General features: G+C 58.5%; 27 protein-coding genes and 1 tRNA gene. 9 read left to right on the plus strand and 19 right to left on the minus strand.

The window, feature by feature from the left end:
* Positions 1 to 87 precede the first annotated feature (87 nt).
* Positions 88 to 1,470 carry a glutamine synthetase family protein gene (locus tag IB246_RS14250; RefSeq protein ID WP_008036143.1) on the minus strand — a complete coding sequence of 461 codons (1,383 nt, stop codon included), beginning with the start codon at positions 1,468 to 1,470 and terminating at the stop codon, positions 88 to 90.
* A 463-nt stretch (positions 1,471 to 1,933) separates the two neighbouring features.
* Here IB246_RS14250 and IB246_RS14255 point away from each other — a divergent pair, with 463 nt between their 5' ends.
* The 3 genes from IB246_RS14255 to IB246_RS14265 all read left to right on the plus strand — a co-directional run bounded on the left by IB246_RS14255 (position 1,934) and on the right by IB246_RS14265 (position 5,095).
* On the plus strand, positions 1,934 to 3,118 hold the full coding sequence (locus tag IB246_RS14255; RefSeq protein WP_008036142.1) for a cyanate transporter: 1,185 nt from the start codon (positions 1,934 to 1,936) through the stop codon (positions 3,116 to 3,118).
* A gap of 15 nt (positions 3,119 to 3,133) precedes the next feature.
* The gene (locus IB246_RS14260; RefSeq protein ID WP_008036141.1) at positions 3,134 to 4,054 is read left to right on the plus strand and encodes a DMT family transporter; all 921 of its coding nucleotides are present in this window, start codon (positions 3,134 to 3,136) and stop codon (positions 4,052 to 4,054) included.
* Positions 4,055 to 4,159: 105 nt separating this feature from the next.
* Positions 4,160 to 5,095 carry a LysR family transcriptional regulator gene (locus IB246_RS14265; RefSeq protein WP_032832270.1) on the plus strand — a complete coding sequence of 312 codons (936 nt, stop codon included), beginning with the start codon at positions 4,160 to 4,162 and terminating at the stop codon, positions 5,093 to 5,095.
* 3 nt (positions 5,096 to 5,098) lie between these two features.
* On the opposite strand, the gene IB246_RS14270 is transcribed toward IB246_RS14265, so the two are convergent.
* The 3 genes from IB246_RS14270 to IB246_RS14280 form a co-directional block, all read right to left on the minus strand.
* Positions 5,099 to 5,464, minus strand: a complete 366-nt coding sequence (locus tag IB246_RS14270) for a 5-carboxymethyl-2-hydroxymuconate Delta-isomerase (protein ID WP_008034935.1) — start codon at positions 5,462 to 5,464, stop codon at positions 5,099 to 5,101.
* Positions 5,465 to 5,521: 57 nt separating this feature from the next.
* Entirely contained in the window at positions 5,522 to 6,448 is a 927-nt protein-coding gene (locus IB246_RS14275) for a LysR family transcriptional regulator (protein WP_008034933.1), read from the minus strand.
* A gap of 146 nt (positions 6,449 to 6,594) precedes the next feature.
* Positions 6,595 to 6,786 (minus strand): YegP family protein, encoded by a 192-nt coding sequence (locus IB246_RS14280; protein ID WP_008034931.1) that lies wholly within the window; start codon positions 6,784 to 6,786, stop codon positions 6,595 to 6,597.
* Between the two features lie 256 nt (positions 6,787 to 7,042).
* Here IB246_RS14280 and IB246_RS14285 point away from each other — a divergent pair, with 256 nt between their 5' ends.
* Positions 7,043 to 7,453, plus strand: a complete 411-nt coding sequence (locus IB246_RS14285) for a hypothetical protein (protein WP_008036138.1) — start codon at positions 7,043 to 7,045, stop codon at positions 7,451 to 7,453.
* Positions 7,454 to 7,731: 278 nt separating this feature from the next.
* Positions 7,732 to 7,938: a hypothetical protein gene (locus IB246_RS14290; RefSeq protein ID WP_008036137.1), complete on the plus strand. Its 207-nt coding sequence runs from the start codon at positions 7,732 to 7,734 to the stop codon at positions 7,936 to 7,938.
* Positions 7,939 to 8,041: 103 nt separating this feature from the next.
* On the opposite strand, the gene IB246_RS14295 is transcribed toward IB246_RS14290, so the two are convergent.
* From IB246_RS14295 to dapA, 7 genes are all read right to left on the minus strand, one after another.
* Complete coding sequence (locus IB246_RS14295) at positions 8,042 to 8,374, minus strand: type II toxin-antitoxin system HicB family antitoxin (protein ID WP_008036135.1); 333 nt, start codon at positions 8,372 to 8,374, stop codon at positions 8,042 to 8,044.
* Positions 8,371 to 8,625 (minus strand): type II toxin-antitoxin system HicA family toxin, encoded by a 255-nt coding sequence (locus tag IB246_RS14300; RefSeq protein ID WP_008036132.1) that lies wholly within the window; start codon positions 8,623 to 8,625, stop codon positions 8,371 to 8,373. Before IB246_RS14300 ends, IB246_RS14295 begins: the two co-directional genes overlap by 4 nt.
* A gap of 368 nt (positions 8,626 to 8,993) precedes the next feature.
* A tRNA-Ser gene (locus IB246_RS14305) sits at positions 8,994 to 9,083 on the minus strand.
* 84 nt (positions 9,084 to 9,167) lie between these two features.
* A complete protein-coding gene (purC, locus tag IB246_RS14310) occupies positions 9,168 to 9,881 on the minus strand; it encodes a phosphoribosylaminoimidazolesuccinocarboxamide synthase (RefSeq protein WP_008034929.1) in 714 nt (237 codons plus the stop codon).
* Between the two features lie 28 nt (positions 9,882 to 9,909).
* Positions 9,910 to 10,668 carry an MBL fold metallo-hydrolase gene (locus IB246_RS14315; protein WP_008036017.1) on the minus strand — a complete coding sequence of 253 codons (759 nt, stop codon included), beginning with the start codon at positions 10,666 to 10,668 and terminating at the stop codon, positions 9,910 to 9,912.
* A 4-nt stretch (positions 10,669 to 10,672) separates the two neighbouring features.
* Positions 10,673 to 11,788: an outer membrane protein assembly factor BamC gene (gene bamC, locus IB246_RS14320; RefSeq protein WP_008034927.1), complete on the minus strand. Its 1,116-nt coding sequence runs from the start codon at positions 11,786 to 11,788 to the stop codon at positions 10,673 to 10,675.
* Between the two features lie 17 nt (positions 11,789 to 11,805).
* Positions 11,806 to 12,684 (minus strand): 4-hydroxy-tetrahydrodipicolinate synthase, encoded by an 879-nt coding sequence (gene dapA / locus IB246_RS14325; RefSeq protein WP_008034926.1) that lies wholly within the window; start codon positions 12,682 to 12,684, stop codon positions 11,806 to 11,808.
* Positions 12,685 to 13,013: 329 nt separating this feature from the next.
* Here dapA and IB246_RS14330 point away from each other — a divergent pair, with 329 nt between their 5' ends.
* Both IB246_RS14330 and IB246_RS14335 read left to right on the plus strand, forming a co-directional pair.
* Positions 13,014 to 13,574 (plus strand): glycine cleavage system protein R, encoded by a 561-nt coding sequence (locus IB246_RS14330; RefSeq protein ID WP_008034925.1) that lies wholly within the window; start codon positions 13,014 to 13,016, stop codon positions 13,572 to 13,574.
* A gap of 10 nt (positions 13,575 to 13,584) precedes the next feature.
* Positions 13,585 to 14,058, plus strand: coding sequence for a peroxiredoxin (locus tag IB246_RS14335; RefSeq protein WP_008034924.1), 474 nt, complete (start codon positions 13,585 to 13,587; stop codon positions 14,056 to 14,058).
* 120 nt (positions 14,059 to 14,178) lie between these two features.
* Here IB246_RS14335 and IB246_RS14340 read toward each other — a convergent pair whose 3' ends face one another.
* Together IB246_RS14340 and IB246_RS14345 are read right to left on the minus strand one after the other, a co-directional pair.
* The gene (locus IB246_RS14340) at positions 14,179 to 15,249 is read right to left on the minus strand and encodes an AI-2E family transporter (protein ID WP_008034923.1); all 1,071 of its coding nucleotides are present in this window, start codon (positions 15,247 to 15,249) and stop codon (positions 14,179 to 14,181) included.
* Positions 15,250 to 15,280: 31 nt separating this feature from the next.
* Positions 15,281 to 15,520, minus strand: a complete 240-nt coding sequence (locus tag IB246_RS14345; protein ID WP_008034921.1) for a sulfurtransferase TusA family protein — start codon at positions 15,518 to 15,520, stop codon at positions 15,281 to 15,283.
* Positions 15,521 to 15,618: 98 nt separating this feature from the next.
* Here IB246_RS14345 and IB246_RS14350 point away from each other — a divergent pair, with 98 nt between their 5' ends.
* The gene (locus IB246_RS14350) at positions 15,619 to 17,052 is read left to right on the plus strand and encodes a M48 family metalloprotease (protein ID WP_008034920.1); all 1,434 of its coding nucleotides are present in this window, start codon (positions 15,619 to 15,621) and stop codon (positions 17,050 to 17,052) included.
* Positions 17,053 to 17,118: 66 nt separating this feature from the next.
* Here IB246_RS14350 and IB246_RS14355 read toward each other — a convergent pair whose 3' ends face one another.
* The 4 genes from IB246_RS14355 to rpoE form a co-directional block, all read right to left on the minus strand.
* A complete protein-coding gene (locus IB246_RS14355) occupies positions 17,119 to 18,549 on the minus strand; it encodes a DegQ family serine endoprotease (RefSeq protein ID WP_008034918.1) in 1,431 nt (476 codons plus the stop codon).
* A 181-nt stretch (positions 18,550 to 18,730) separates the two neighbouring features.
* The gene (locus IB246_RS14360) at positions 18,731 to 19,687 is read right to left on the minus strand and encodes a MucB/RseB C-terminal domain-containing protein (protein ID WP_008036016.1); all 957 of its coding nucleotides are present in this window, start codon (positions 19,685 to 19,687) and stop codon (positions 18,731 to 18,733) included.
* 8 nt (positions 19,688 to 19,695) lie between these two features.
* On the minus strand, positions 19,696 to 20,283 hold the full coding sequence (locus IB246_RS14365; protein WP_008036015.1) for a sigma-E factor negative regulatory protein: 588 nt from the start codon (positions 20,281 to 20,283) through the stop codon (positions 19,696 to 19,698).
* A 30-nt stretch (positions 20,284 to 20,313) separates the two neighbouring features.
* Complete coding sequence (rpoE, locus tag IB246_RS14370) at positions 20,314 to 20,895, minus strand: RNA polymerase sigma factor RpoE (protein ID WP_007944079.1); 582 nt, start codon at positions 20,893 to 20,895, stop codon at positions 20,314 to 20,316.
* A 558-nt stretch (positions 20,896 to 21,453) separates the two neighbouring features.
* On the opposite strand from rpoE, the gene nadB reads away from it, so the two are divergent.
* Positions 21,454 to 23,070 carry an L-aspartate oxidase gene (gene nadB, locus IB246_RS14375; protein WP_008036014.1) on the plus strand — a complete coding sequence of 539 codons (1,617 nt, stop codon included), beginning with the start codon at positions 21,454 to 21,456 and terminating at the stop codon, positions 23,068 to 23,070.
* Here nadB and IB246_RS14380 read toward each other — a convergent pair.
* Both IB246_RS14380 and IB246_RS14385 read right to left on the minus strand, forming a co-directional pair.
* Positions 23,039 to 23,491, minus strand: coding sequence for a protein YgfX (locus IB246_RS14380; protein ID WP_032832260.1), 453 nt, complete (start codon positions 23,489 to 23,491; stop codon positions 23,039 to 23,041). The two genes, nadB and IB246_RS14380, sit on opposite strands and share 32 nt — an antisense overlap.
* Positions 23,475 to 23,729, minus strand: coding sequence for a succinate dehydrogenase assembly factor 2 (locus tag IB246_RS14385; protein WP_007944081.1), 255 nt, complete (start codon positions 23,727 to 23,729; stop codon positions 23,475 to 23,477). The genes IB246_RS14380 and IB246_RS14385 overlap by 17 nt, the downstream gene beginning before the upstream one ends.
* Between the last annotated feature and the right edge of the window lie 2 nt (positions 23,730 to 23,731).

Genomic DNA, 23,731 nt, shown 5'->3' on the forward strand with positions numbered 1-23,731 from the left:
CCAACCATCAATTTTTTGTGAAAAAGAAGCCAACGATTAGTTGGCTTAAGGCGTTTAACTACATCTTGAGATGTATTTGAGAATGGTTCAGGCCTGGTTCAGGTACCAACGCCAATCCTGCTCACCGACCTCGCCCATGAATTGACGATACTCGGCTCGCTTCACCGCGAGGTAAACACCCAGAAATTCTCTGCCAAAGGCCTCTCGCGCCCAGCCCGAACCTTCCAGTGCGCGCAAGGTAGTCAGCCAGTCGGTGGGCAGCAGTTCCGTGGCCTGGGCGTAACCATTGCCCTCCACGGGCGCCCCCGGGTCCAGTTGTTCGCGAATGCCGCGATGGATACCCGCCAGAATCGCCGCAGCCGCCAGGTACGGGTTGGCGTCGGCGCCGCAAATGCGATGTTCGATGTGCCGCGAGAATGCCGGCCCGCCTGGCACGCGTAGACTCACGGTGCGATTGTCCACGCCCCAGGTGGCCGCCAGCGGCGCGTAGCTGTTGGTCTGGAAGCGACGGTAGGAGTTGGCGTTCGGACAGAACAGCAACAACGAATCGAGCAAGGTACTGAGCATCCCGCCGACAGCCTGTTTGAGCAGCGGCGTACCGTCTGCGGCTTCGCTGGCGAACAGGTTGTTGCCGTCCTTGTCCGCGAGGCTGACGTGCATATGCATGCCCGTGCCGGCCAGGTCATCGAACGGTTTGGCCATGAAGCACGCGGTCATCCCGTGCTTGTGCGCCACGCCCTTGACCAGACGCTTGTAGCGCACGGCTTCGTCCATCGCCTGCAAGGCGTCGGTGCGATGCTCAAGAGTGATTTCCACCTGCCCCGGCGCGTATTCGGAAATCGCCGTGCGCGCCGGAATGCCCTGGAGTTTGCAGGCGTTGTAGAGATCCGCCAGAAACGGCTCGATCTGCTCCAGTTCACGCAAACCATAGACTTGAGTTGCGCGCGGGCGCCCGCCATCGACATCCCGCGCCGGTTGCGGCCGACCGTTGCTGTCGCGCTGCTGATCCAGCAGATAGAACTCCAGCTCCGCGGCCATCACCGGGTAGTAGCCGTCCGCCTGCAAGCCTTCGATCACCTTCGCCAACAGGTGCCGCGGGTCGGCGATGGTCGCCGGCATGCCCACCTTCGGGTGCATGCTGACCTGCACCGCCGCCGTCGGAATCAATCGCCATGGCATGCGCGTCAAGCTGCCGCTGATCGGGTAGGCCCGGCAATCGATATCCCCCACGTCCCAGACCAGACCCGAGTTTTCCACGTCATCGCCGTTGATGGTCAGGCCCAGGATGGTGCTTGGCAGGGGGCGACCGCTTTCGTAGACCGCCAGCAGTTCATCGCGATGCAACAACTTGCCCCGTGGCACACCGTTGTTGTCGAGGATGAACAACTCGAACATCTCGATATCCGGATTCTGTTCCAGAAAAGTCAGGGCTTCTTGTTTCGTGGCGAAGGAGGTCGTGGCACAACTCATAGGAATTCTCTTGTTTCCGCGTCAGGCAAACGCGCAGGCGCTGCCGGTTTGATCCCGGCGCACAGCGCAGGACCTGTAGGAACTATCAACGGGAAAGGCAGGAATCCGGTGGGCGCGCGTGACGGCAATGCCACAACGCCCAGAAGGCGAGTTCGGAAGGAAGTGCGACTGGACAATCGTCCATAAAGAAGACCGCAGTAGACAGATGAGCAGCAGCGTCACATGGCTGGTTAAGTCGTTAAATCGGGATTTGAAGAACTTTGGTTGTGGATTGGCTAAACATTCCATAAGCCACCCTAGAACCAATGTGGGAGCGGCGGTGCGGCGATCCGACTTGCTCGCTCCCACAGGAGTCTGTGTTGCGGCAGAGGTATTTGATTTTTAAATACTGCGACGGACTTTCTGATTTGCGGCTTCCAGGCCGCTCGCGCCTAATCGGGCCCTGTCATTCAAGGTCCAATCGATGGAAAACGTCCGCGCCACTTCTCGCCCTGCCTTCTGGTTGATGATCAGCATCATGCTCGTCGCCCTGAACCTGCGCCCGTCCATGGCTGCGGTCGGCCCTTTGCTCTCGGCGATTCGCGGCGACATCCCGCTGAGTTTCAGCCTGGCGTCGCTGCTGACCATGCTGCCGGTGATGGCCATGGGATTGGCGATGTTCTTCGGCCTCAGCGTCAGCCAATGGCTTGGCGAACAGCGCACGGTGGTGGTGTCGTTGCTGATCATCAGCCTGGCGACGGTGTCGCGCCTGTTCCTCGACTCCGCGGCCGAACTGATCCTCAGCGCCGTTCTGGCAGGTGTCGGTATCGCGCTGATTCAGGCGTTGATGCCGACGCTGATCAAGTCGCGTTTCAGCGACAACGTTTCCGTGTGCATGGGCCTCTACGTCACATCGATCATGGGTGGCGCCGCCCTCGCCGCGTCCTTCGCGCCGCTGGTGATGATGCGCACCGGCAGTTGGCGAGGAGGCTTGGCGATCTGGTCGATCCTGGCATTGGTGGCGCTACTCTTCTGGCTCGGCCAACGTGCGGCGATGCCGGCACTGCCCGCTCATGCGCAACGAAACAGATCGTTCTCCGCCAATTCCCGCGCCTGGTTACTCGCCATCTTCTTTGGTCTGGGCACAGCGTCCTACACCTGTGTGCTGGCCTGGCTGGCGCCGTACTACATGGAAAAAGGCTGGAGCGAACAAAACGCCGGTTTGTTGTTAGGTTTCCTCACGGCCATGGAAGTACTGTCCGGCCTGGTGACGCCTGCGATCGCCAACCGCAGCCGCGACCGTCGCCTGGTGCTGGTGGTGTTGCTGGCGCTGATCATGGCCGGTTTCTGCGGGCTGATAGTGTGCCCGCAACACCTGAGTCTGTTGTGGCCGTGCCTGCTGGGGCTGGGCATCGGCGGACTGTTCCCGATGAGCCTGATCGTGTCGCTGGATCATCTGGACAACCCGCAACGTGCGGGCGGGCTGACGGCGTTCGTCCAAGGCATCGGCTACCTGATCGCCGGCCTCTCGCCGCTGATTGCCGGGATCATCCGCGATCAACTCGGCAGTTTCGAATGGGCCTGGTGGTCACTCACCGGCGTCATGGCGCTGATGATGTTGATGGTCCTGCGCTTCAACCCGCGGCACTACGCCCGCCACATTCACTGACCCGGAAGCGCCCTCATGAAACACACCGGTTTCGCCGCCGCCCACATCGGAATGCTGCTCTGGGCACTGTTGATCGCTGCTTCGTTTTCCGCAGCGGCTCAGGTCAGTCAGGCCATTGATCCGGTCCTGCTGACCGGCTTGCGCCTGCTGTTTTGCGCCCTGGTGTTTTTGCCGCTGTTGCTGATCAAGGGCGACACCGCCATGAATCGACGCGGGTTATTTGGCCATGCCGTCCTCGGCCTGCTGCTGGCGGTTTATTTTGGCTCGTTGTTCGAAGCGTTGCGCTACACCAGCGCGGTCAACACCGGCACGATGTTCACGCTGGTGCCATTGCTGACCCTGCTTTTCGAAGCCGTGTTGATGCCGGACAGCAGCCTGAAACAACGGGTATTACCGATGCTGATCGCGGCCGCCGGGGCCGTGATGCTGGTACTGAAAGGCACTGGGCCCGGCGAGTTGCCGTCGTTCTATGCGGTGTCGGTGTACGGGCTCGGTTGCCTGGCGATGGCGCTCTATTCGCCCCTGAGTCAGCGGCTGAAAACCAGCAGCCTCAAGGGTCGTGGCCCGGTGGGCATGACCTTCTGGAACATGCTGTTCGGTGCGTTGTTCCTGCTGGTGTTCTGCGGGGTCAGTGGAGGCTGGCGATCGGCATCGTTGCTGACCCTGAACGATTTTTACTGGCTGATTTACCTGGCGTTGTTCGCCACCCTGGCGACCTTCTGGTTGCTGCACCGGGCCATCGGTGTCATCGCCCCCTCCTCGGTCATTTCGTACATTTACCTGAGTACGTTGTTCATAACGCTGTTCCATTGGTTCTGGTGGCGTCAATCGCCGATGCCGCTGGAAATCGTCGGTGCGGTACTCGTAGGCATCGGCATGCTGGCGTTATTGATGTCCAGTCGTCGCACTGTGCATTTGGCACTGCCTCACAACTAAAAGGGAAACTTCCCACAAGGCATTCTCCTGGGACCATCGTTCCGCTAGGATCATTCGCACGAGTTTGCGCTCAGTCAGCGCAAGGATCACAGCGAGATGGAATGGATGCTGAACAGTAACTTGCTTAGAAAACTCGACATGCAGGACCTCATGGTGTTTATCGCCGTGTATGAACAAAGCAGCGTCACCGGAGTGTCCGAAACACTCTGCGTCAGTCAGTCCACCGTCAGTTACTGCCTGAAAAAGCTACGCAGCGGATTCGAAGACGAATTGTTCATCAACACCCGCGCGGGGATGCGCCCTACTTACAAAGCCAGCACCATGTACACCCACGTGCTGAAAATTCTCGACAGCATCAACCTCTGTCACGCCGGGACGCAGGCGTTCGACCCTACCCTGCAACCGGTCACCTTCAACATCTGCGCACCGGAATACTTCGAGCAGTTAATCCTGCCGCGGCTATTGAAAAGCTTTGATTTCGCCGACTTACCGGTGATGGTCAACATGCACAAGTTCGAAACCGACATCCCGGCCGAAGAACTGCGCGACGGCAGTCTCGACCTGGTGATTTGCTTCGGCCCGAATTTTCATCGCAGTCACACCGACTTCAAATCCCGCATGCTGCTGGAGGACGATCTGGTCTGCGTCTTCGATAAACGCGCCACGCCGCTGGAGCCGCGTTTAAGTCTGCAAGCCTTCACCGAACGTCGGCACGTGTTTCCTACACCCTGGACATCGACCACCAACATGGTCGACGGCTGGCTGACGCAGCAAGCGCAAAAACGGCAAATCGTCGCACGCTCCAACAGCTACAGCGCAGCGCTGAAAATGATCACAGGCACCGACTTCATCGTTACCCTGCCCCGACGCATCCAGCACTTACTGGCCAGCGAGGCGATTTTCAATCACTGCGAAGCGCCCAACGGCTTGCCGGGTTTCACCCTCGACATGCAATGGAGTCAAGGCGCCGATCAGGACAGCGCCAATACCTGGCTGCGTGAACAAGTGGTCAAGGCCTGCACTGAACAGGCCATTGCCTGAAACTCAGTTGTTGATGGCGACTTTGCTGTAGGACTCCCGATCGATATCGAGGATTTCTACAGCCAACTGCACTTCAACCCCCGCCGGCCATTCACACAAGTCCTGCACCACCGCCAACAGGCTTTCGGATAACTGCTTTTTGATCTGCGGCGAGCGGCCACTCAACAACGCCAGTTTCACGTGCACAAATGCCCGCTCAGCCAATGCAGTACCGACCTTGAAGGTTTCGACCTTCACCGCTCGGCTTTTGATGTCGTATTCGGCAGCAAACTGACCGGAAGCCACCAGCGTATTGTTGAGCCGGATCAACGCCACGTCGGCGTTCAATTCAGGCAGGTTGGCGGTGTATTCCATGTGCAGGTGGGGCATGACGTGGCTCCTGAAATTAGGCGGAAAGGTCGTACATATAACACAGAGTGGTCCTGCTCACCGGGACGGCGGCGACGCTAAGCGCTCACTCATGAACGCCTCCAGTCGCGAGCGCAACCAGCGCTCGGCGGGGTCGGTATCGACGTGGCTGAGCCAGACCATCGACAGGTCAAGCGTCGGTGTCTTGAACGGAAAAGGCTCCATGAACAACTGTCCGGACGCCGCCATCGCCTCGGCGGTGTAATCCGGCAGGCTGGCGATCAGATCGGTTCCGGCGAGCAAGGCTGGCAAGGAACTGTATTGCGGCACGGATAACACTACGTGGCGTGTACGCCCGATCTCCGCCAGCCACTCGTCAGCGTAACCACTGATGTTGGCGGTGTGCGACACCAGCACGTGCGGGCGCGAGCAATATTCATCGAGGGTCAGTGGCGTGTCGGACGCATCGGCGCGCAGGATCCTGGGCTGGATGTGTCGCAACAATTTGCGCTTGGCATTGGCCGGCAGACCCCGGGTCTGGCTGATACCCACGGTGATGTCGCCGGATGCCAGCAAATCGGGAATTCGCCAGTAATCGACATGCTGCACTACAAACACCACCTTCGGTGCTTCCTGACGCAAGGCACGCAGCAACGGCGGCAACAGGCCGAACTCGACATCGTCCGACAGCCCGATACGAAACGTCATGGTGCTGACGGTCGGGTCGAAATCATGGGTCAGGCTTAACGCCACCGACAACGAGTCCAGCGCCGGCGACAAATACTGAATCAGCTCCTCGGCCCGGGCGGTCGGCTCCATTCGATGGCCAACCCGGATGAACAGCGGGTCGTTGAACATCGTACGCAGGCGGTTGAGCGCCGAACTGATGGTTGGCTGCCCGAGAAACAACTTCTCCGCCACACGGGTAACGTTGCGTTCGAGCATCAAGGTTTCGAACACCACCATCAGGTTGATATCCGCCTTGCGTAGTTCGTTGCGATTCATCCACTGCCCCCAATCCCCAAATCTGCTGACAGTTTAGGTAGCTGTCGCAACGGGCGTCTATGCGACTCAAGCAGTTTGCAGTTGATCGGGCTGCAAGGCTGCTTGAAACGAAGCTGCCCTGATTGAGCAGCTTCACCGCTCGAGGCCTAGATTTCCTTCACCGGAGTCTGATCCTGAGTGCCCTTGATCAGGCTGATGGCATGCACGCAATCCGCCTTGTTGACGTAAGCCTCCCCGCTGGCAATCGTTTCATTGTTCCCCGCCCGTAAACGCCACCGCCATTGACCTTTGCCGGTGTGCGGGGTGCCACGGGTTTGCCTGTAAATCTCAAAGTACATTGATCGCTCCTTGCGATGACTGATAACGGCAGGTCAGTGACCTGCGAAACCAGAGTAGACGAGGTTATGGGGCGGAGAGGTTTTGCAATGTCAGGGGATATTTCGGGGAAGAAGCCTTGGTTCACGGGGCAACCAATGGATAGGGCGCAGGTTAAATAGACTGACTCGGGGGAGTCACTTTTCTCAAGAAGGGGTTTATCTTTCTTACGCCGATTGGCAGCTGGATCCTACACAAACACATCAAATGGAGCTGTACATGCAACGGGGTATCACTTTTTCTCTAATCCTTCTGACCACAGCGCTAAGTGCATGTACGTCGAAGAGTCCAGCCACTGACCAATCCCTCGTCGGCTCATGGCAAGGAATGCGCGAAGAAAGCGGGAAATGTCAGTTCCTGTCGTGGAATACCCATTTCGACCCCAATGGTCGCTTCTCGATTACGTTCTTCAAAGATGCGCAACAAACCAGGCCCATTCAAACCGAGCGCGGGTCATGGTCTGCGGCCAATGGCAAGAATGAGCTTAAAACAGACGGCGTTCGTACTCCGGAAATCTATAACTACAAAATGCTGGACGGAAACACTGTTCACTACGTGAACACCGTCAAAGATCCTACTGCCGACTGCCAAGAGGACTACGAGTTCACGGAGCATCGGGTTCGGGGCTAGACCTTGAGCCTTTCACTTCTCCGAAAACGTAAAAGCCCCGTAGCTGAATAAGCTACGGGGCTGAATGAGATGGCCAGTCGGACCAAGAAGCCCTGCAGGTTTACGCCTGCAGGGCTTTTTTGTTTAGTGCAAAGGCAGACTCCGGCATCGTCTGACAGCCCCTTCCTGATTTGTCCAAGCCCCTGGCGACATCAAGCTTGGCCCCTAAGCTCTGCGACGTGCAGGGCGAAAAGGCCCTGACCACCGACAATCATGCGAACTCAAAAGGAGCCTCTGCAATGGCTAGAGATAAAGCAAAAGACGACAAACACTTCAACTGCACCCAAGCCCATGAAGCCGACTACGTCGCAGGCCTTTACCCTCATGCGAAGGAAGAGGTCAAAACATTACTGGCATCCGCCTGCAAGGACAAAACCTTGCACAACTCCACACACAGGGATGTCTACGAGCTGATCAAGAGGAAACTGGGTTACTCACAGCCGTAAGATTGGCGGGCTAATACGAAGCTGCTCTGATTGAGCAGCTTCACGGCTGTTTTTAAGCTCCACCCCAATTGCACAGAATAGAGCTCAGCACCGCATGAACTCGTCAGGCATGTGCCTCGCGATCGAGAACATCAGCCACCCACTGATTAATGCTCTTGTTAGCGAGCTGTGCTTTAACAGCGACTGTTGCGTGAAGTGCTGGTGCGAGACGCAGGCTGAGGTTGCCCGAATAGGGTTTTTGCGGGGAGCGGCCGAGCTTGGCGCACGTCTCCAGATAATCTGTGACGGCCTCTTCAAATGCTGCGCGAAGCTCGCTGACTGACTCGCCATGAAACCCAACGACATCCTTGATACCGGCGATATGGCCAACAAACAGGCTGTCTTCATCGCTGTATTCGATCCGGGCGGCGTAGCCCTGATAATTCATAACGTTCACGGGATAACTCCTGCTTGTTCAAGGAAAGCCCGAACATCACGCACCTGGTAGGGCTTGGCTTCTTTGTCTGGGTGGGGCCGATGAAAAGTTGCGACCACACCGTTGAGTTCAAAACGTACCCGCGATCCGTTGCCTTCAATGGTTCTGGCCCCTGCTGCGCCCAGCAAGGACTCGACACGGGCCCACTCCAGAGTGTTGGGCGCCGGCCTTGAGAAGACCGCTCTGAGCGTACTGAGCTGTTTATTATTCATGGTATTAACTCATGATACCAAACAAGGTTTGGCAGCGGCTAGCAATGTCGCCGATGCGTGAGCTGACTCCCAATAAATGTGCAAAAACGCCGCTTTTCCAGAGACTGGAAAGCGGCGTTTTCACATCCGGGATTCAGCTGTTTTTGTAAGGCCACAAGAATATCGGCGGGACTCTCGGCGCAGTTGTAGGCAAAATCCGAGAGATGCGTACGAACGTACATCTGCTGTCAAGGTGTTGACGAGGTGGCCACCGCTGAATACCGACGCCTAGTACTTACTTCTAGGCGCCCCCTAAAAAACGCACTAAAAAATCTACAGAAACGAAAAAGCCCCGTAGCTTATTCAGCTACGGGGCTTTTTCTATGTAATGGCGGAGAGATAGGGATTCGAACCCTAGGTACCGGTGAAGGTACAACGGATTTCGAATCCGTCCCATTCGGCCACTCTGGCATCTCTCCAACGGCGCGCATCATAACAACACTTTTGCCGGAAGCGAACCCCCAAAGCGAAATTTTTTCCGTGCTATCAGATGCTTGCGTCGATTAAAGCGGTACGCCCAGACGATTGGCGACTTCTTCGTAGGCTTCGATGACGTCACCGAGGCCCTGACGGAAGCGGTCCTTGTCCATTTTCTTGCCGGTGGCCTTGTCCCACAGACGGCAGCCGTCCGGGCTGAACTCGTCGCCCAGGACGATGGAGCCGTCGGAGAACACGCCGAATTCGAGTTTGAAGTCGACCAGCAGCAGGCCGGCGTCGTCGAACAGTTTGCTCAGGACTTCGTTGACCTTGAGCGACAGTTCTTTCATGCGAACCAGTTGCTCGGCGGTGCCCCAACCGAACGCCACGACGTGGGATTCGTTGATGAACGGGTCGCCCTTGGCGTCGTCCTTCAGGAACAGTTCGAAGGTGTAAGGGTTGAGCTTCATGCCCTCTTCGACACCCAGGCGCTTGACCAGGCTGCCGGCGGCGTAGTTACGCACGACGCACTCGACCGGGATCATGTCGAGTTTTTTCACCAGGCATTCGTTGTCGCCCAGCAGTTTGTCGAATTGAGTCGGCACGCCGGCTGCTTCGAGTTTCTGCATGATGAAGGCGTTGAACTTGTTGTTCACCATGCCTTTGCGGTCGAGCTGCTCGATGCGCTTGCCGTCGAACGCCGAAGTGTCGTTGCGAAACAGCAGGATCAAGCGGTCAGCGTCGTCGGTCTTGAAAACCGATTTGGCTTTGCCGCGGTAGAGTTCTTCACGTTTTTCCATGATGGGCTCCGCTTGCTAAGTAGGTGGGCTAGGCGATGTGTCGCCAGTCGAGCCCTGAATCTTGATCGGCCAGTTGCAGCCAGTCCGGGTCGCACCCGAGGGTGTCGACAAAACATTGCCGGGCCAGCTGCGGCAGGTTGTTCTTGCTGCTCAGATGGGCCAGGACCAGGTGTTGCAGGCCTTGCCAGCCCAACTCGGACACCAGGAATGCCGCCTGGTGGTTGTTCAAATGTCCCAGTTCACCACCCACCCGCTGCTTGAGAAAGTACGGGTAGTGACCGCGAGCCAGCATGTCACGGCAATGGTTGGCCTCGATTATCAACGCATCGAGGTCACGATAGCCGTCCAGCACCTTGTTGCAGTACGAGCCAAGGTCGGTCAACAGGCCGAAGCGCCGCTCACCGTCACTGAACACATATTGCGTCGGTTCCTGTGCATCGTGGGCCACGGCAATGACGCCGATGCTCAGTGCGCCGATCTGCAGTTGCTCGCCGCCAGCCAGAAGGCCGGCCGGTTCAATCGGTTTGCGCATCCCGCGCAGGGTGCCGCGACTGAGGTAGACAGGCAGATTGTAGCGCCGAGACAGCAAACCCACGCCATGCACGTGGTCGGCATGTTCGTGGGTCACGAGTATCGCGCTCAACTGCGCCGGGTTCACACCCAGGCGCAGCAAGCGTTTTTCGGTTTCCCGCAAGGAAAAACCACAATCCACCAGCACATACGTATCAGCGCTGGCTATCAGCGTGCCGTTCCCTTGGCTACCGCTGCCGAGAACGGCAAAACGCATGTGATCAGCCCAGGTTGTCCTGAATCACGCTCAACACTTTGCGCGCCACGTCAGCCGGCGCCACGGTGTTGATGTTTTTCTCGACGGTGACCTGAACGGTATCGCCTACCTTGCTCAGGCGAACCTGATAACGCTCGGCACGGGCTTCAACTTCTTCCTTGTCCGGCTTGCTGCCGAACAAACCGCTGAGGAAACCAGGCTTCTCGTCTTTCTTCTCGGCTTTTTCGGCCAGGTTGATGTAGTACAGGCCCAGGCTGCGGTTGATGTCTTCAACGCGCCATTCGCCCTGCTCCAGCGCACGACCGACGCTCGACCAGGCACGATCCAGGTCGGTGCCGACGTTCAGAACCGGGTTGCCGCTGCCGTCTTCGCTCAGGCTGACACGGCTTGGCGCATCAAAATCACGCGAGGCCAGCATGGAGACCGAACCGCCCTTCTCCGACGTGCGGCTCATGCTTGCCAGCATGTCGTCGACCAGCGCTGCGTCCAGGCCAGTGTTGACCGAACGGTTGGTGAAGGCCACATCGGCGGTGCTGCCGGCAGGACGCTCGGCGCTGACCACATAGACTTCACTGGTGTTGCGCTGCACGCCTGGCTCGATACGGACCCGCACGCGGGTTTCGCTGTCGGCGCCGACACCGGCTGCGCTCAGGCGCTTGGCCATCGCTGCGGACAGTTCGTCGGAATGCTGCCAGGTGGTTGTGAATTCGCCGGTTTGCGGGCGCTGTTCATCCAGACGGAAACCGTTGTCCTGGAAGAACTGCACAGCCACTGGCCAGACTTCGGCTGGCGGGTTTTGGGCCAGGATCGATCTCGAATCACCGCTCTTCTGCAGCGAGTAGGCACTGGCATCGGCAGCAGCGGACAGCGGCTGCGGACGCGGCACGATGTATTCGCCCTTGACGGTGTCATCGGCCACGTTGCGCGGGATCGGCAGCAGCGGATCCAGACGCTTGGCAGTGCTGACGTCCGTTGGCAATTGCATAGGTGCAGTCTGTTGCGCTTCCAGGTAATCGCTACCACGGTCACGGAAATAACCTTCCGGGCCCCAGACCCATCCACAGCCACTGGTGCTGGAGATAATCAAGGCAAGTGCGGAAAGTCCGGCCAATCGCTTCATGCGTAGTGCTTCCTCAATTAAACCAGTACGCCGGACTGGCGCATGGCCTGCCGCAGCGGTTCGTGACAGGCAGCGCTGAGCCAGGTGAGCGGCAGACGGATACCGTCCGGCATCAAGCCCATTTCATGCAGTGCCCATTTCACGGGGATAGGGTTGGATTCGATAAACAGGGTTTTATTGAGCGGCATCAGCTTTTCGTGAATCGCGCGGGCCGTGACGGCATCGCCTTTCAGAGCAGCGTTGCACAGGTCGGCCATGTCGCGCGGGGCAACGTTGGCGGTCACGGAAATGTTGCCTTTACCGCCGAGCAGGATCAGCTCGACCGCTGTCGCGTCGTCGCCGGAAAGCACCACGAAGTCTTCGCTGACGCCGTCGATGATCGCTTTGGCACGGGCCAGGTCGCCAGTGGCTTCCTTGATACCGATGATGTTTTTCACGGTCGACAGGCGGATCACGGTTTCGGTCAGCATGTCACACGCCGTACGGCCCGGTACGTTGTACAGGATTTGCGGAATGTCGACGGCTTCGGCGATGGCCTTGAAGTGCTGGTACAAACCTTCCTGGGTCGGCTTGTTGTAGTACGGCGTCACCAGCAGGCAAGCATCGGCGCCGGCGGTCTTTGCATTGGTGGTCAGCTCGATGGCTTCGCGGGTCGAGTTGGCGCCGGTACCGGCGATCACCGGAATGCGCCCTGCAACCTGCTTGACCACGTAACGAATCACTTCGATGTGTTCGTTCACGTCTAGCGTGGCCGATTCACCTGTCGTGCCGACCGCCACGATGGCGTGGGTGCCGTTTTGCAGGTGAAAGTCCACCAGTTTGCTCAGGCTGTCCCAGTCGAGACGACCCTGTGCATCCATGGGTGTGACCAGTGCCACCATACTGCCCGCAATCATGCAACCGCTCCTGCCGGAAAAAGAGAGCCGTAATGGTACTGGCGCCAAGATGCTTGTACAAGCGAAGTACTGCGCTGCTGCCATTCCCCTTGGCGCTGCTTTTCGCTACCCTTCAGACTTTGATCGGTACTGACAAGCTCGTACGCCGGGTTTCAGCCTCCATTTTCGGCATCACAAGCCCCGATCCAGCGTTGCCACCCCTCGCTCTTGCCTTGATGGAGCACGTTGCAACCTTCCGGCTCGGGTTTTCTGAATTCGCATCCGCAGGCTCGCCCCCGGCAATAAAAGCCCGTAGAAGTATCGACCGCTCATCGCTTTAGGAATGCTGCATGTCCACCCCCACAGTTCGCGAACAATTCCTTGTCATCAGTGCCCTCGGCGCCAACCCCATGGAGCTGACTAACGTCCTGTGCCGCGCCAGCCATGAAAACCGCTGCGCCGTGGTCACCTCTCGCCTGACCCGTCATGGCGAGTGCAGTGCGTTGATCCTCGAGATCTCCGGTAGCTGGGACGCCCTGGCTCGCCTGGAAGGCAGCCTGCCGAGCCTCGCCAAGAAGCACGCCTTCACGGTCAACGTGGTGCGCAGCGCGGCACTGGAGAACCGTCCCCAGGCCCTGCCGTACGTTGCCTATGTCAGCTCGGCTTACCGCTCGGACATCATCAACGAACTGTGCCAGTTCTTCATGGACCACAACGTCGAGCTGGAAAACCTGACCTGTGACACCTATCAGGCACCGCAAACCGGCGGGACCATGCTCAACGCCACGTTCACCGTGACCTTGCCGGCTGGCGTGCAGATCAGCTGGTTGCGCGACCAGTTCCTGGATTTCGCCGACGCGCTGAACCTGGATGCCCTGATCGAACCGTGGCGCCCACAAAACCCAATGTAAGGAAGCTCTCATGGCCGTTGCCATCGACCAACCGGTTGCCGACTTCGAAGCACCCGCCACCAGCGGACAGACCGTCAGCCTCGCGAGCCTTAAAGGCAAGCAAGTGGTGATCTACTTCTATCCGAAGGACAGCACGCCGGGCTGCACGACCCAGGGCCAGGGCTTTCGCGATCAGCTCGATGCCTTTAAAGCGGCTAACACCGAAGTCTTCGGCGTGTCCCGCGACAGCCTGAAATCTCACGAGAACTTCAAGGCCAAGCAAGCGTTCACCTTCGAGCTGATCAGCGACAAGGAAGAGGCGCTGTGCCAGCTGTTTGATGTGATCAAGCTGAAGAAGCTTTATGGCAAGGAATACATGGGTGTTGATCGCAGCACGTTTTTGATCGACAAGAACGGTGTACTGCGTCAGGAATGGCGCGGCGTGAAGGTGCCGGGGCATGTGGATGCTGTTTTGGCTGCTGCGCAGGCATTGAACAAAGCCTGATTTTGATGGCGCCTGTTCTGGCGCCTTCGCGGGCAAGCCTCGCTCCTACAGGAGGCTTGGGTGCGACTCAAAACCTGTAGGAGCGAGGCTTGCCCGCGAAGGGGCCATTAAGCTTGAACGTTAAAGCAGAGGTGCCACCACCGGCTCCTTACGCGGCCAAGCGTCGAGTACTGCCTTGAACAGCGTCGCCAGCGGAATCGCAAAAAACACCCCCCAGAATCCCCATAACCCGCCAAACAACAACACCGCGCAGATGATCGCCACCGGATGCAGGTTGACCGCTTCCGAGAACAGCAGCGGCACCAGCACATTGCCATCCAGCGTCTGAATAATTCCGTAGACCGCCATCAAATAGATGAACTGATCGCTCCAGCCCCACTGGAACAACGCAATCAGCAGCACCGGCACGGTCACCACCACGGCCCCGACATAGGGCACCACCACCGACACGCCTACCAGCAACGCCAACAGTGCCGCGTAGTTGAGCCCCAACACGACAAACGCGATGTAGGTCACGCCACCACAGATGAAAATCTCAATGACCTTGCCGCGAATGTAGTTGGCGATCTGCCGGTTCATTTCGTGGGCAACACGGGTGATCAGCGCGCGCTCACGGGGTAGATAACCGCGAACCCACTGGCCGATCATTTCCCGGTCCTTGAGAAAGAAGAACACCAGGATTGGCACCAACACCAGGTAAATCATGATGTTGACCAACAGCGGCAGGCTGGACAGCGAGAACGTCAGCGCCCATTGGCCGAACTTGCCGATCTCACCGCGTGCTGCCTCGATGGCCTGCAACACCTGCTCGTCGGACACCAGATGCGGATATCGCTCGGGCAGCAGCAACAACAGTGATTGCCACTTGGCGAGCATGCCGGGCAACTCGTTGAACAAGGTGATCAACTGGTGCCAGAGCAACGGCACCACGACAATAATGAACACCAGCAAAACGCCCATGAACAAGGCAAAGACCGCTCCGACGGCCACCCCGCCCGGCACCCGCAGGCGCTCAAGTGTCACCACCAATCCCTGCATCAGATACGCCAGCACCATCCCGGCGAGCACCGGCGCAAGCATGCCGCCCAAGGTGAGCACGGCGGTAAACGCCAGAAACAGCAGGACCGCCAGCACCACCGCTTCTTCATCGGAGAAATAGCGCTGAATCCAGTCGCGTAACACTTTGAACATCAATAATCCTTAGAAACGAACGCAGCAATTTTCAGGCTTTTTTCAGCCAATAGCGGTAAACACCCGCTTCATCTTCTTCGCGAAGCAGCGTATGACCGGCCAAACGGGCAAAGGTGCGGAAGTCGCGCTGCGAACCCGCATCGGTGGCGATCACCTTGAGTACTGCGCCGCTGGCCATCTTGTTGAGTTCCATCTTGGCCTTGAGCAGCGGCAACGGACAATTCAGGCCGCTGGCGTCCAGTTCGGCGTCATGGGCTACAGCGTCGGTCATTGCGTTACTCCGGGTCAGGTGGTCGAGCGGCTTAGAATATCTGGTCCGAAGCGTACTGTCCGGCTACAGTAAGGTCTTTGTCGACTAAGGCTTTGTGCATGACTTTTTTGCGCCCTACCCTGCTGACGCTCGCTTGCCTGCTCGCCTCACCGGGCTTCGCCGACGACCTGCCGTCACTCGGTGACGCCAGTTCTGCAATCGTCTCGCCACAACAGGAATATCAGCTGGGCCGCGCCTGGCTGGCGCTGCTGCGCAGTCAGGTTGACCAGCTCAATGACCCGCAGCTCAAGGACTATGTCGAGTCCAGCGTCTACCGGTTGGTTGAGACCAGCCAGGTCAATGACCGGCGTCTGGAATTCATCCTGATCAACAGCCCGCAGCTCAACGCCTTTGCGGCGCCGGGCGGGATTGTCGGGGTCAACGGTGGTTTGTTCCTTAATGCCCAGACCGAAGGCGAATATGCCTCGGTACTCGCTCACGAACTGGCTCACTTGTCGCAGCGCCACTTTGCCCGTGGCGTCGAAGCGCAACAACGCATGCAGGTGCCGATGATGGCCGCACTGCTGGCCGGGATCGTGATTGCCGCTGCCGGTGCCGGCGATGCCGGGATCGCGGCCATTGCGGGCACGCAGGCGGCAGCGATTCAGGAACAACGACGCTTCTCGCGCCAGAACGAGCAAGAGGCCGACCGCATCGGCATCCTCAACCTGGAAAAAGCCGGTTACGACCCACGCTCGATGCCAACCATGTTCGAGCGGTTGGCGCGCCAATACCGCTTCGACGCCAAGCCACCGGAGTTCTTGCTGACTCACCCGGTGACCGAATCGCGTATCGCCGACACCCGCAACCGCGCCGAGCAGGCAAAACCCGGCGGCATTGAAGACAGCATGCGTTATCAACTGATCCGTGCGCGAGTCCAGCTGATCTACGAAGAAACCCCAGGCCTGGGCGCCAAGCGCTTCCGCGCACAACTGGATGAAAACCCGAAAAACGACGTTGCGCGTTATGGCCTGGCGATCGCCCAGATAAAGGGCGGCCAACTGAACGAAGCACGGGAAAATCTCAAGTTGCTGCTGGCCAAGTCGCCAAACGAGATCATCTACAACCTGGCGCAGATCGATCTGGATATCACCAACAATCGCCTGCCAGACGCCCAAACCCGGGTCGACCGGATGCTGACTCAATATCCGGGCAACTATCCACTGAATCAGGTGCGCGTCGATTTGCTGCTCAAGCAAAACCGGGCGCCCGAAGCGGAAAAAGCGCTGGAGAACCTGCTCAAAAGCCGTCCCGATGATCCGGATGTCTGGTACATGGTGGCGGAAACCCGTGGCCTTTCAGGCAACATCATCGGCTTGCATCAGGCGCGCGCCGAGTACTTTGCGCTGGTTGGCGACTACCGCCAGGCCATTCAGCAACTGGACTTCGCCAAGCGCAAGGCCGGGACCAACTTCCCGTTGTCATCGCGTATCGACGCCCGCCAACGGGAGCTGATGGAGCAGGAGCGCATGATCAAGGACATGATGGGCTGACACTTTTCACCAGGCATAAAAAAACCGCCTCTTTCGAGGCGGTTTTTTATTCAGCCGACAACCGGTTTATTCAGCCAGTTTGAAGGTGATGAAGCTGGCGCGATTCTGACGCAGAACCCGCATCGACACCGAGCGGTTCTTCGGCAGCGCCTTGGCGATATCGGTGAACTCCTTGGCGGAACCAATCGCCTGATTGTTCAGGTGAGTGATGACGTCGCCTGGCTGCAAGCCGATCAGGGACGCAGGACCGTCCTGAACTTCCTTGATCACCACGCCACCTTTGAGGTCGTAGGTTTTCTTCTGTTCGTCGGTCAGCTCGACCACGGAAACACCCAGGCGATTGCTGCTGCGCTCGGTGGCCGATTTCGGCAGGGCATCCAGCTCTTTGCCCTCTTCAGGGATAGCGCCGACGGTCAGCTCGACATTCTGGCGCTTACCTTCACGAATCACTTCAAGGTTTGCCTTGGCGCCAGCCTTCAGCGCGCCGACCAGATGCGGCAGATCGGCAGACATGACGATCGGTTGACCGTTCATGCTCAGGATCACGTCACCCACTTGCAGGCCACCCTTGGCCGCCGGACCGTCATCCTGGATCTGCGCCACCAGTGCACCGGCCGGTTTATCAAGACCGAACGACTCGGCCAGATCCTTGCTCACTTCCTGAATAACGACCCCCAACCATCCACGGCTGACCTTGCCGCCGCTTTTCAGCTGGTTGGAAACGTCCATGGCCACATCGATCGGGATTGCGAACGACACGCCCATGAAACCACCGGAACGGGTGTAGATCTGAGAGTTGATCCCCACCACTTCGCCCGCCAGGTTGAACAGCGGACCACCAGAGTTACCCGGGTTGATCGGCACGTCGGTCTGGATGAACGGCACATAGTTTTCGTTCGGCAGGCTGCGACCGATGGCACTGACGATGCCTTGGGTCACAGTGTGGTCGAAACCGAATGGCGAGCCGATGGCCACGACCCACTGGCCAGCCTTCAGGTCCTGGGATTTACCCAGTTTCAGGACCGGCAGATCCTTGCCTTCGATTTTCAGCAGCGCCACGTCGGAGCGTGGATCGGTGCCGACCAGTTTGGCTTTCAGCTCACTACGGTCAGCGAGACGGACGAGAATTTCGTCGGCATCGGCGATCACGTGGTTGTTGGTCAGGATGTAGCCGTCAGACGAGATGATGAAACCCGACCCCAACGACTGGGCTTCGCGCTGACGATCACCGCGCGGTGTACGCGGTTGTGGCGGCATGCCGCGCTCGAAGAACTCGCGCAACATCGGCGGCAAGCCTTCAAGGTCCGGCATCTGCTGGCTCGACACTTTGCGGTCCGGCAGTTTCTGCGTGGTACTGATGTTTACCACCGCGGGCGAGGCCTGCTCGACCAGCTGCGTGAAGTCAGGCAACTCGGCCGCTTGTACAGCGACCGCCTGACCGAGCACCAGCACGGTGGCAAATATGGAGAGGTAAGACTTCAAGCGTGGTATCGACATACGGCTCCCGTTACGACGAGCATGGTTAAGCGATATGGAGCAAGGAACACCGGGAACGATACGCCGGTATTTTTGTTCCGGGAACAACAAACAAGGCCAGAGCCGAGGGGCTCTGACCTATAAAAAATTTCGGGGATATTTGCAAATTGAAATGCTCACCAAACATTTCGGTTTCAGCTCACTACTGGGTTGCAGTGGCATCGGAGCGCATGGACAGCGCAATCCGTTCAGCGGTGCCTACCGGGATTTCACCGACGACGGTGACCATCATCTCGCCTTGAGGGGTGGTCAAGCGCCGGGATACAGCGACGGTTGGGCCCAACTGAGTGCGGGTATCGGTGACGGGGGCACCATTGAGCGGCTCAAGGAACACCGAAAAACGTGCGAGACCATCGTCATACATCAGGCTGCTGACTTGGGTTTTGGTCGCGGGATCCTTGCGTGAAGTGCTGCTGGTCAGCTCAAAGCCGGCAGGCAACCAGTCCGAATGCCAGGTCTGGGCAGCCTTGACTGCCGAAGCCTTGTCGCTGTCGAGGGTGATGGCTTTGCAATCCGGGCCCGCCTGCAAATCGTCGTCGGAGGGCAAATCAGAGGTATCCAGCTGCGTGAACTGGAACCGCTCCAGCAACTGCCCTTTCTCATTCAGAAGCAATGATTTGAGCGGCAGGCCGGTTTCTTTATCCAGATGCAATTCAAAACCGTAGCGATGTTGATCGCGAGGCGTCAGGGTAACGATGACTGCCGCACGTCCGGCCACACGCGACTTGCCGATGACGGCAAGGTCGTACCAATTCTTGAGCTTCTGTGGATCGAGTGTACGAGCAGCGGAGTTGGGGGAATCCCCAAGCCCTGCAATCAGAAGACCGCTGACGCATTGAGTATGCCCATCAATGCGTACAACTTCCTGAGCCTGGCCGTCGAGCTGGAGTAAACGCTCATGGACCTTGCCATCCTGGACGCGGTGCCAGATGTTGTGGGTAGAAAAACTACCGTTTCGCTCGTAGACAAAAGTACCGTGAAAGCTTTGCTGCTGCTCGGCCTGGCCAAGACGGGTCAACCAGTCTTGTGCCTCATCGGCATGGGCTGGAACAATGAACCAGCCACTAAGCAGAAGCGAAAGTAGAGGTATGGCGCGCATGATCCTCCTTAACGGTTTTCCAGGCTCGCTGCACGAGCGTAAGGCAGAGCGCTCTCAGTACCTTTCAGTGCAGCCTGTTGAGCATGTTGGCGCAAGTAGCCCGGCAAACGCTGATCGTGCCAGCCCGGCTGAGCCTGCAATACGCCGTTGGCCATAGGACCAGTGGCTTCCGAGCTCTCATTATAGCCTGCCAAAACAGCTGGACCCTTGACCTGAGGAACGGCCAGACCCGGTTGAGTGGAGTGCTGAGCCAACTCGACACCCGCGATCTCGTCCTGGTTGTACAGACGAACACCTGCCAACACGGCGACGGTAACCGAAGCGGCTACAGCGAGGCGACCCAGGCTGCGCCATGGACCACGGGAGGCTTTCGCCGGTACGGCTTCATCAGCCAGCGCAGCAGAAACGGCCGCTGCAATGTCCAGACGTGGAAGCAGCAGATCCTTGTGCATCACTGCCCGAGCGATTTGATAACGAGCCCATGTTTCACGGGTTTCAACATCGTCAAAGGCATTCAATACCCGACGCAATTCCAGTTCGTCCGCTTCGTTATCCATCACTGCGGACAGCGATTCCTGCAGGGCTTCACGACTCATGGCGTTCCTCTCTTGGCTGTCGCCGCTGTCTCAGTTTTCCTGCAACAACGGCTGCAGGGCTTTATCGATGGCCTCCCGAGCGCGGAAAATCCGGGAGCGCACGGTACCCACCGGACACTGCATGACTGCCGCAATGTCCTCGTAACTCAGACCATCAAACTCACGTAAAGTTAAAGCCGTACGCAAATCTTCCGGCAGTTGCTGAATGGTTCGATGGACGGTGCCTTCGATCTCATCCCGCAGCAATGCGCGCTCAGGCGACTCGAGATCCTTGAGGCCATGATCGCCATCGTAGAACTCTGCATCTTCGGAACTGACATCGCTATCCGGCGGCCGACGGCCGCGTGAAACCAGATAGTTTTTCGCCGTGTTGATGGCGATGCGGTAAAGCCACGTGTAAAACGCGCTGTCCCCGCGAAAATTTCCAAGCGCACGGTACGCCTTGATAAAGGCTTCTTGTGCCACATCCTGGGCTTCATGGGTGTCGTGCACGAAACGCACGATCAACCCGAGAATTTTGTGCTGATATTTCAGCACTAGCAGATCGAAAGCTCGCTTGTCGCCGCGCTGAACGCGTTCGACCAGCTGCTGATCCTCTTCCTGGGTTAGCATGAACTCTCCTCGATAAGCTCGGAGGAAGCTTGCATAACTAAACGACCAGACTTGCAAACATAGACTCGGGCTTTTCGCAAAAGTTCTCCCCCTCCAAGCAAGTTTCCTGCGGGCTCTGATTTGGCACGCACGAAAAGCGCAGCTCGGCATAACCCGGCTGCGCGAATAATCTTGTCATCGGATTCGCCGGCAAGGATCAAACCGCAATCCTGCATTGAAGCCGACACTGTCCCTTGATTCAGGCAACGGTCTATTGATCTTGGGCCTTTGGCAAAAGTTCCAAATATTTATAGCTGCGCAAGACCGACATTGTGCAACCGTGAATGGAAAAAGACTGTTAAATCGACGATACAGTCTTCTTGTCGCCGAACCGGTCGAAAAATCATCCGACGAAGCGTCAAGTCTTTTCCGTCACAGTAGTTTCACAATGCCATGTGACCTCGGCTATTGTGCCGCTCCCCCCCTCTATATACTAGTGCGCTGTGTGGCCGCCTTGACTCGCCGATGCGGGAGTCATGCGCCAACCCCGACCCGGGTCGCTTTGAGCGGAATCCTGAAATGAGCCAACAGTTTCAACACGATGTTCTGGTGATTGGCAGCGGTGCTGCCGGTTTGAGCCTTGCGCTGACCTTGCCCGATCATTTGCGCATTGCCGTACTGAGCAAAGGCGACCTCGCCAATGGCTCGACCTTCTGGGCCCAGGGCGGTGTCGCTGCCGTGCTGGATGACACCGATACCGTTGAATCCCACGTCGATGACACCCTGAATGCCGGCGGTGGCCTGTGCCACGAAGACGCCGTGCGCTTCACCGTCGAGCACAGCAAAGAGGCCATTCAATGGCTGATCGATCAAGGCGTGCCGTTCACCCGCGATGAACAATCCGGCACCGAAGATGGCGGTTTCGAGTTTCACCTGACCCGCGAAGGCGGTCACAGCCATCGGCGCATCATTCACGCCGCCGATGCCACCGGCGCAGCGATTTTCAGAACCCTGCTCGACAAAGCCAGACAACGGCCCAACATCGAGTTGCTGGAACAGCGGGTCGCCGTCGATCTGATCACCGAGAAGCGCCTGGGCCTTGAAGGCGACCGCTGCCTCGGCGCCTACGTGCTCAACCGCGGCACCGGGGAAGTCGACACCTACGGTGCACGCTTCGTGATCCTCGCGTCCGGCGGTGCCGCCAAGGTCTACCTCTATACCAGCAACCCCGACGGCGCCTGCGGTGATGGCATCGCCATGGCCTGGCGTTCGGGCTGCCGGGTGGCGAACCTGGAGTTCAACCAGTTTCACCCGACGTGCCTGTATCACCCGCAAGCCAAGAGCTTCCTGATCACCGAAGCCCTGCGCGGCGAAGGTGCGCACCTGAAGCTGCCCAATGGCGAACGCTTCATGCAGCGTTTCGACCCGCGCGCCGAACTGGCGCCACGGGACATCGTCGCCCGGGCCATCGACCATGAGATGAAGCGCCTGGGTGTCGATTGCGTTTATCTGGACATCAGTCACAAGCCGGAAGCGTTCATCAAGACGCACTTCCCGACGGTGTACGAGCGCTGCCTGGAGTTTTCCATCGACATCACCAAGCAACCGATTCCGGTGGTTCCCGCAGCGCACTACACCTGCGGCGGCGTGATGGTCGATCAGCAGGGCCGCACCGACGTGCCGGGGCTGTATGCAATTGGCGAAACCAGTTTCACTGGCCTGCACGGCGCCAACCGCATGGCCAGCAACTCGCTGCTGGAATGTTTCGTTTACGCACGCTCGGCGGCAGAAGACATTCTTGAGCAACTGCCGCAGGTTTCGATTCCGGTCGCCCTGCCCGCCTGGGATGCCAGCCAGGTCACCGACTCGGATGAAGACGTGATCATTGCGCACAACTGGGATGAACTGCGGCGATTCATGTGGGACTACGTCGGCATCGTGCGCACCAACAAGCGCCTGCAACGTGCGCAGCACCGCGTGCGGCTGTTGCTGGACGAAATCGACGAGTTCTACAGTAACTACAAGGTCAGCCGGGATTTGATCGAGCTGCGCAACCTGGCCCAAGTGGCGGAACTGATGATTCAGTCAGCCATGGAACGCAAGGAAAGTCGCGGCCTGCATTACACCCTCGACTACCCGAACCTGCTGCCGGAGGCGCTGGACACTATTCTGGTGCCGCCCACCTACGCCGACTGAACGTGAGCCGAACCCGCAGGCGTCGGTGCACATCCGCCGTCTGCGAATCCCGGGGCACACAGATCGCCCGGACCCGCCGCTCGCCTTGCAGGCGAAAACGCAGGACGACGACCAGCGGCAGCGCGAGGCTGTCCGGCCGTAGCTGAACCGCCTGCCAACCCGCCGCCTGATTCCACAACTGCCAGCCATCCGCATCGCGACGCAAGCCGCGAAACGCCTGTGGGTGTGTCAGTAAAATCTGGCGTGGCAATGCCCAAACGCAATGAGCCAGGCAGCAAACAGCGCCGAGCAAGCTGGCCCAGACCGGTATGGCAAGCAGAAACAATGCACCCAGCGCGAACAGCTGGGCCAACAGATACGCCGCCAGCAACTGCCCAGAGGCATGCCAGCGGCATTCGAACGCATTACTTGGGCTGGACACGATCCAGGATCATGCGAACCATGCGCTGCAGCTCCGGATCTTCCGACTCGGCGCGTTCCATGAACCAGCCGAACATGTCCTGATCTTCGCATTCGAGCAGCTTGCGGTAGCAATCGCGGTCGACATCATTGAGGTGCGGGTAGACCTCTTTCACGAACGGCACCAGCAACACGTCAAGTTCAAGCATGCCGCGGCGGCTGTGCCAGTAGAGGCGATTCAGTTCAACATCTTCGACCATGG

Origin of the sequence: Pseudomonas sp. PDM01 (assembly GCF_014852325.1) — a bacterium.
Taxonomy (GTDB): domain Bacteria; phylum Pseudomonadota; class Gammaproteobacteria; order Pseudomonadales; family Pseudomonadaceae; genus Aquipseudomonas; species Aquipseudomonas migulae.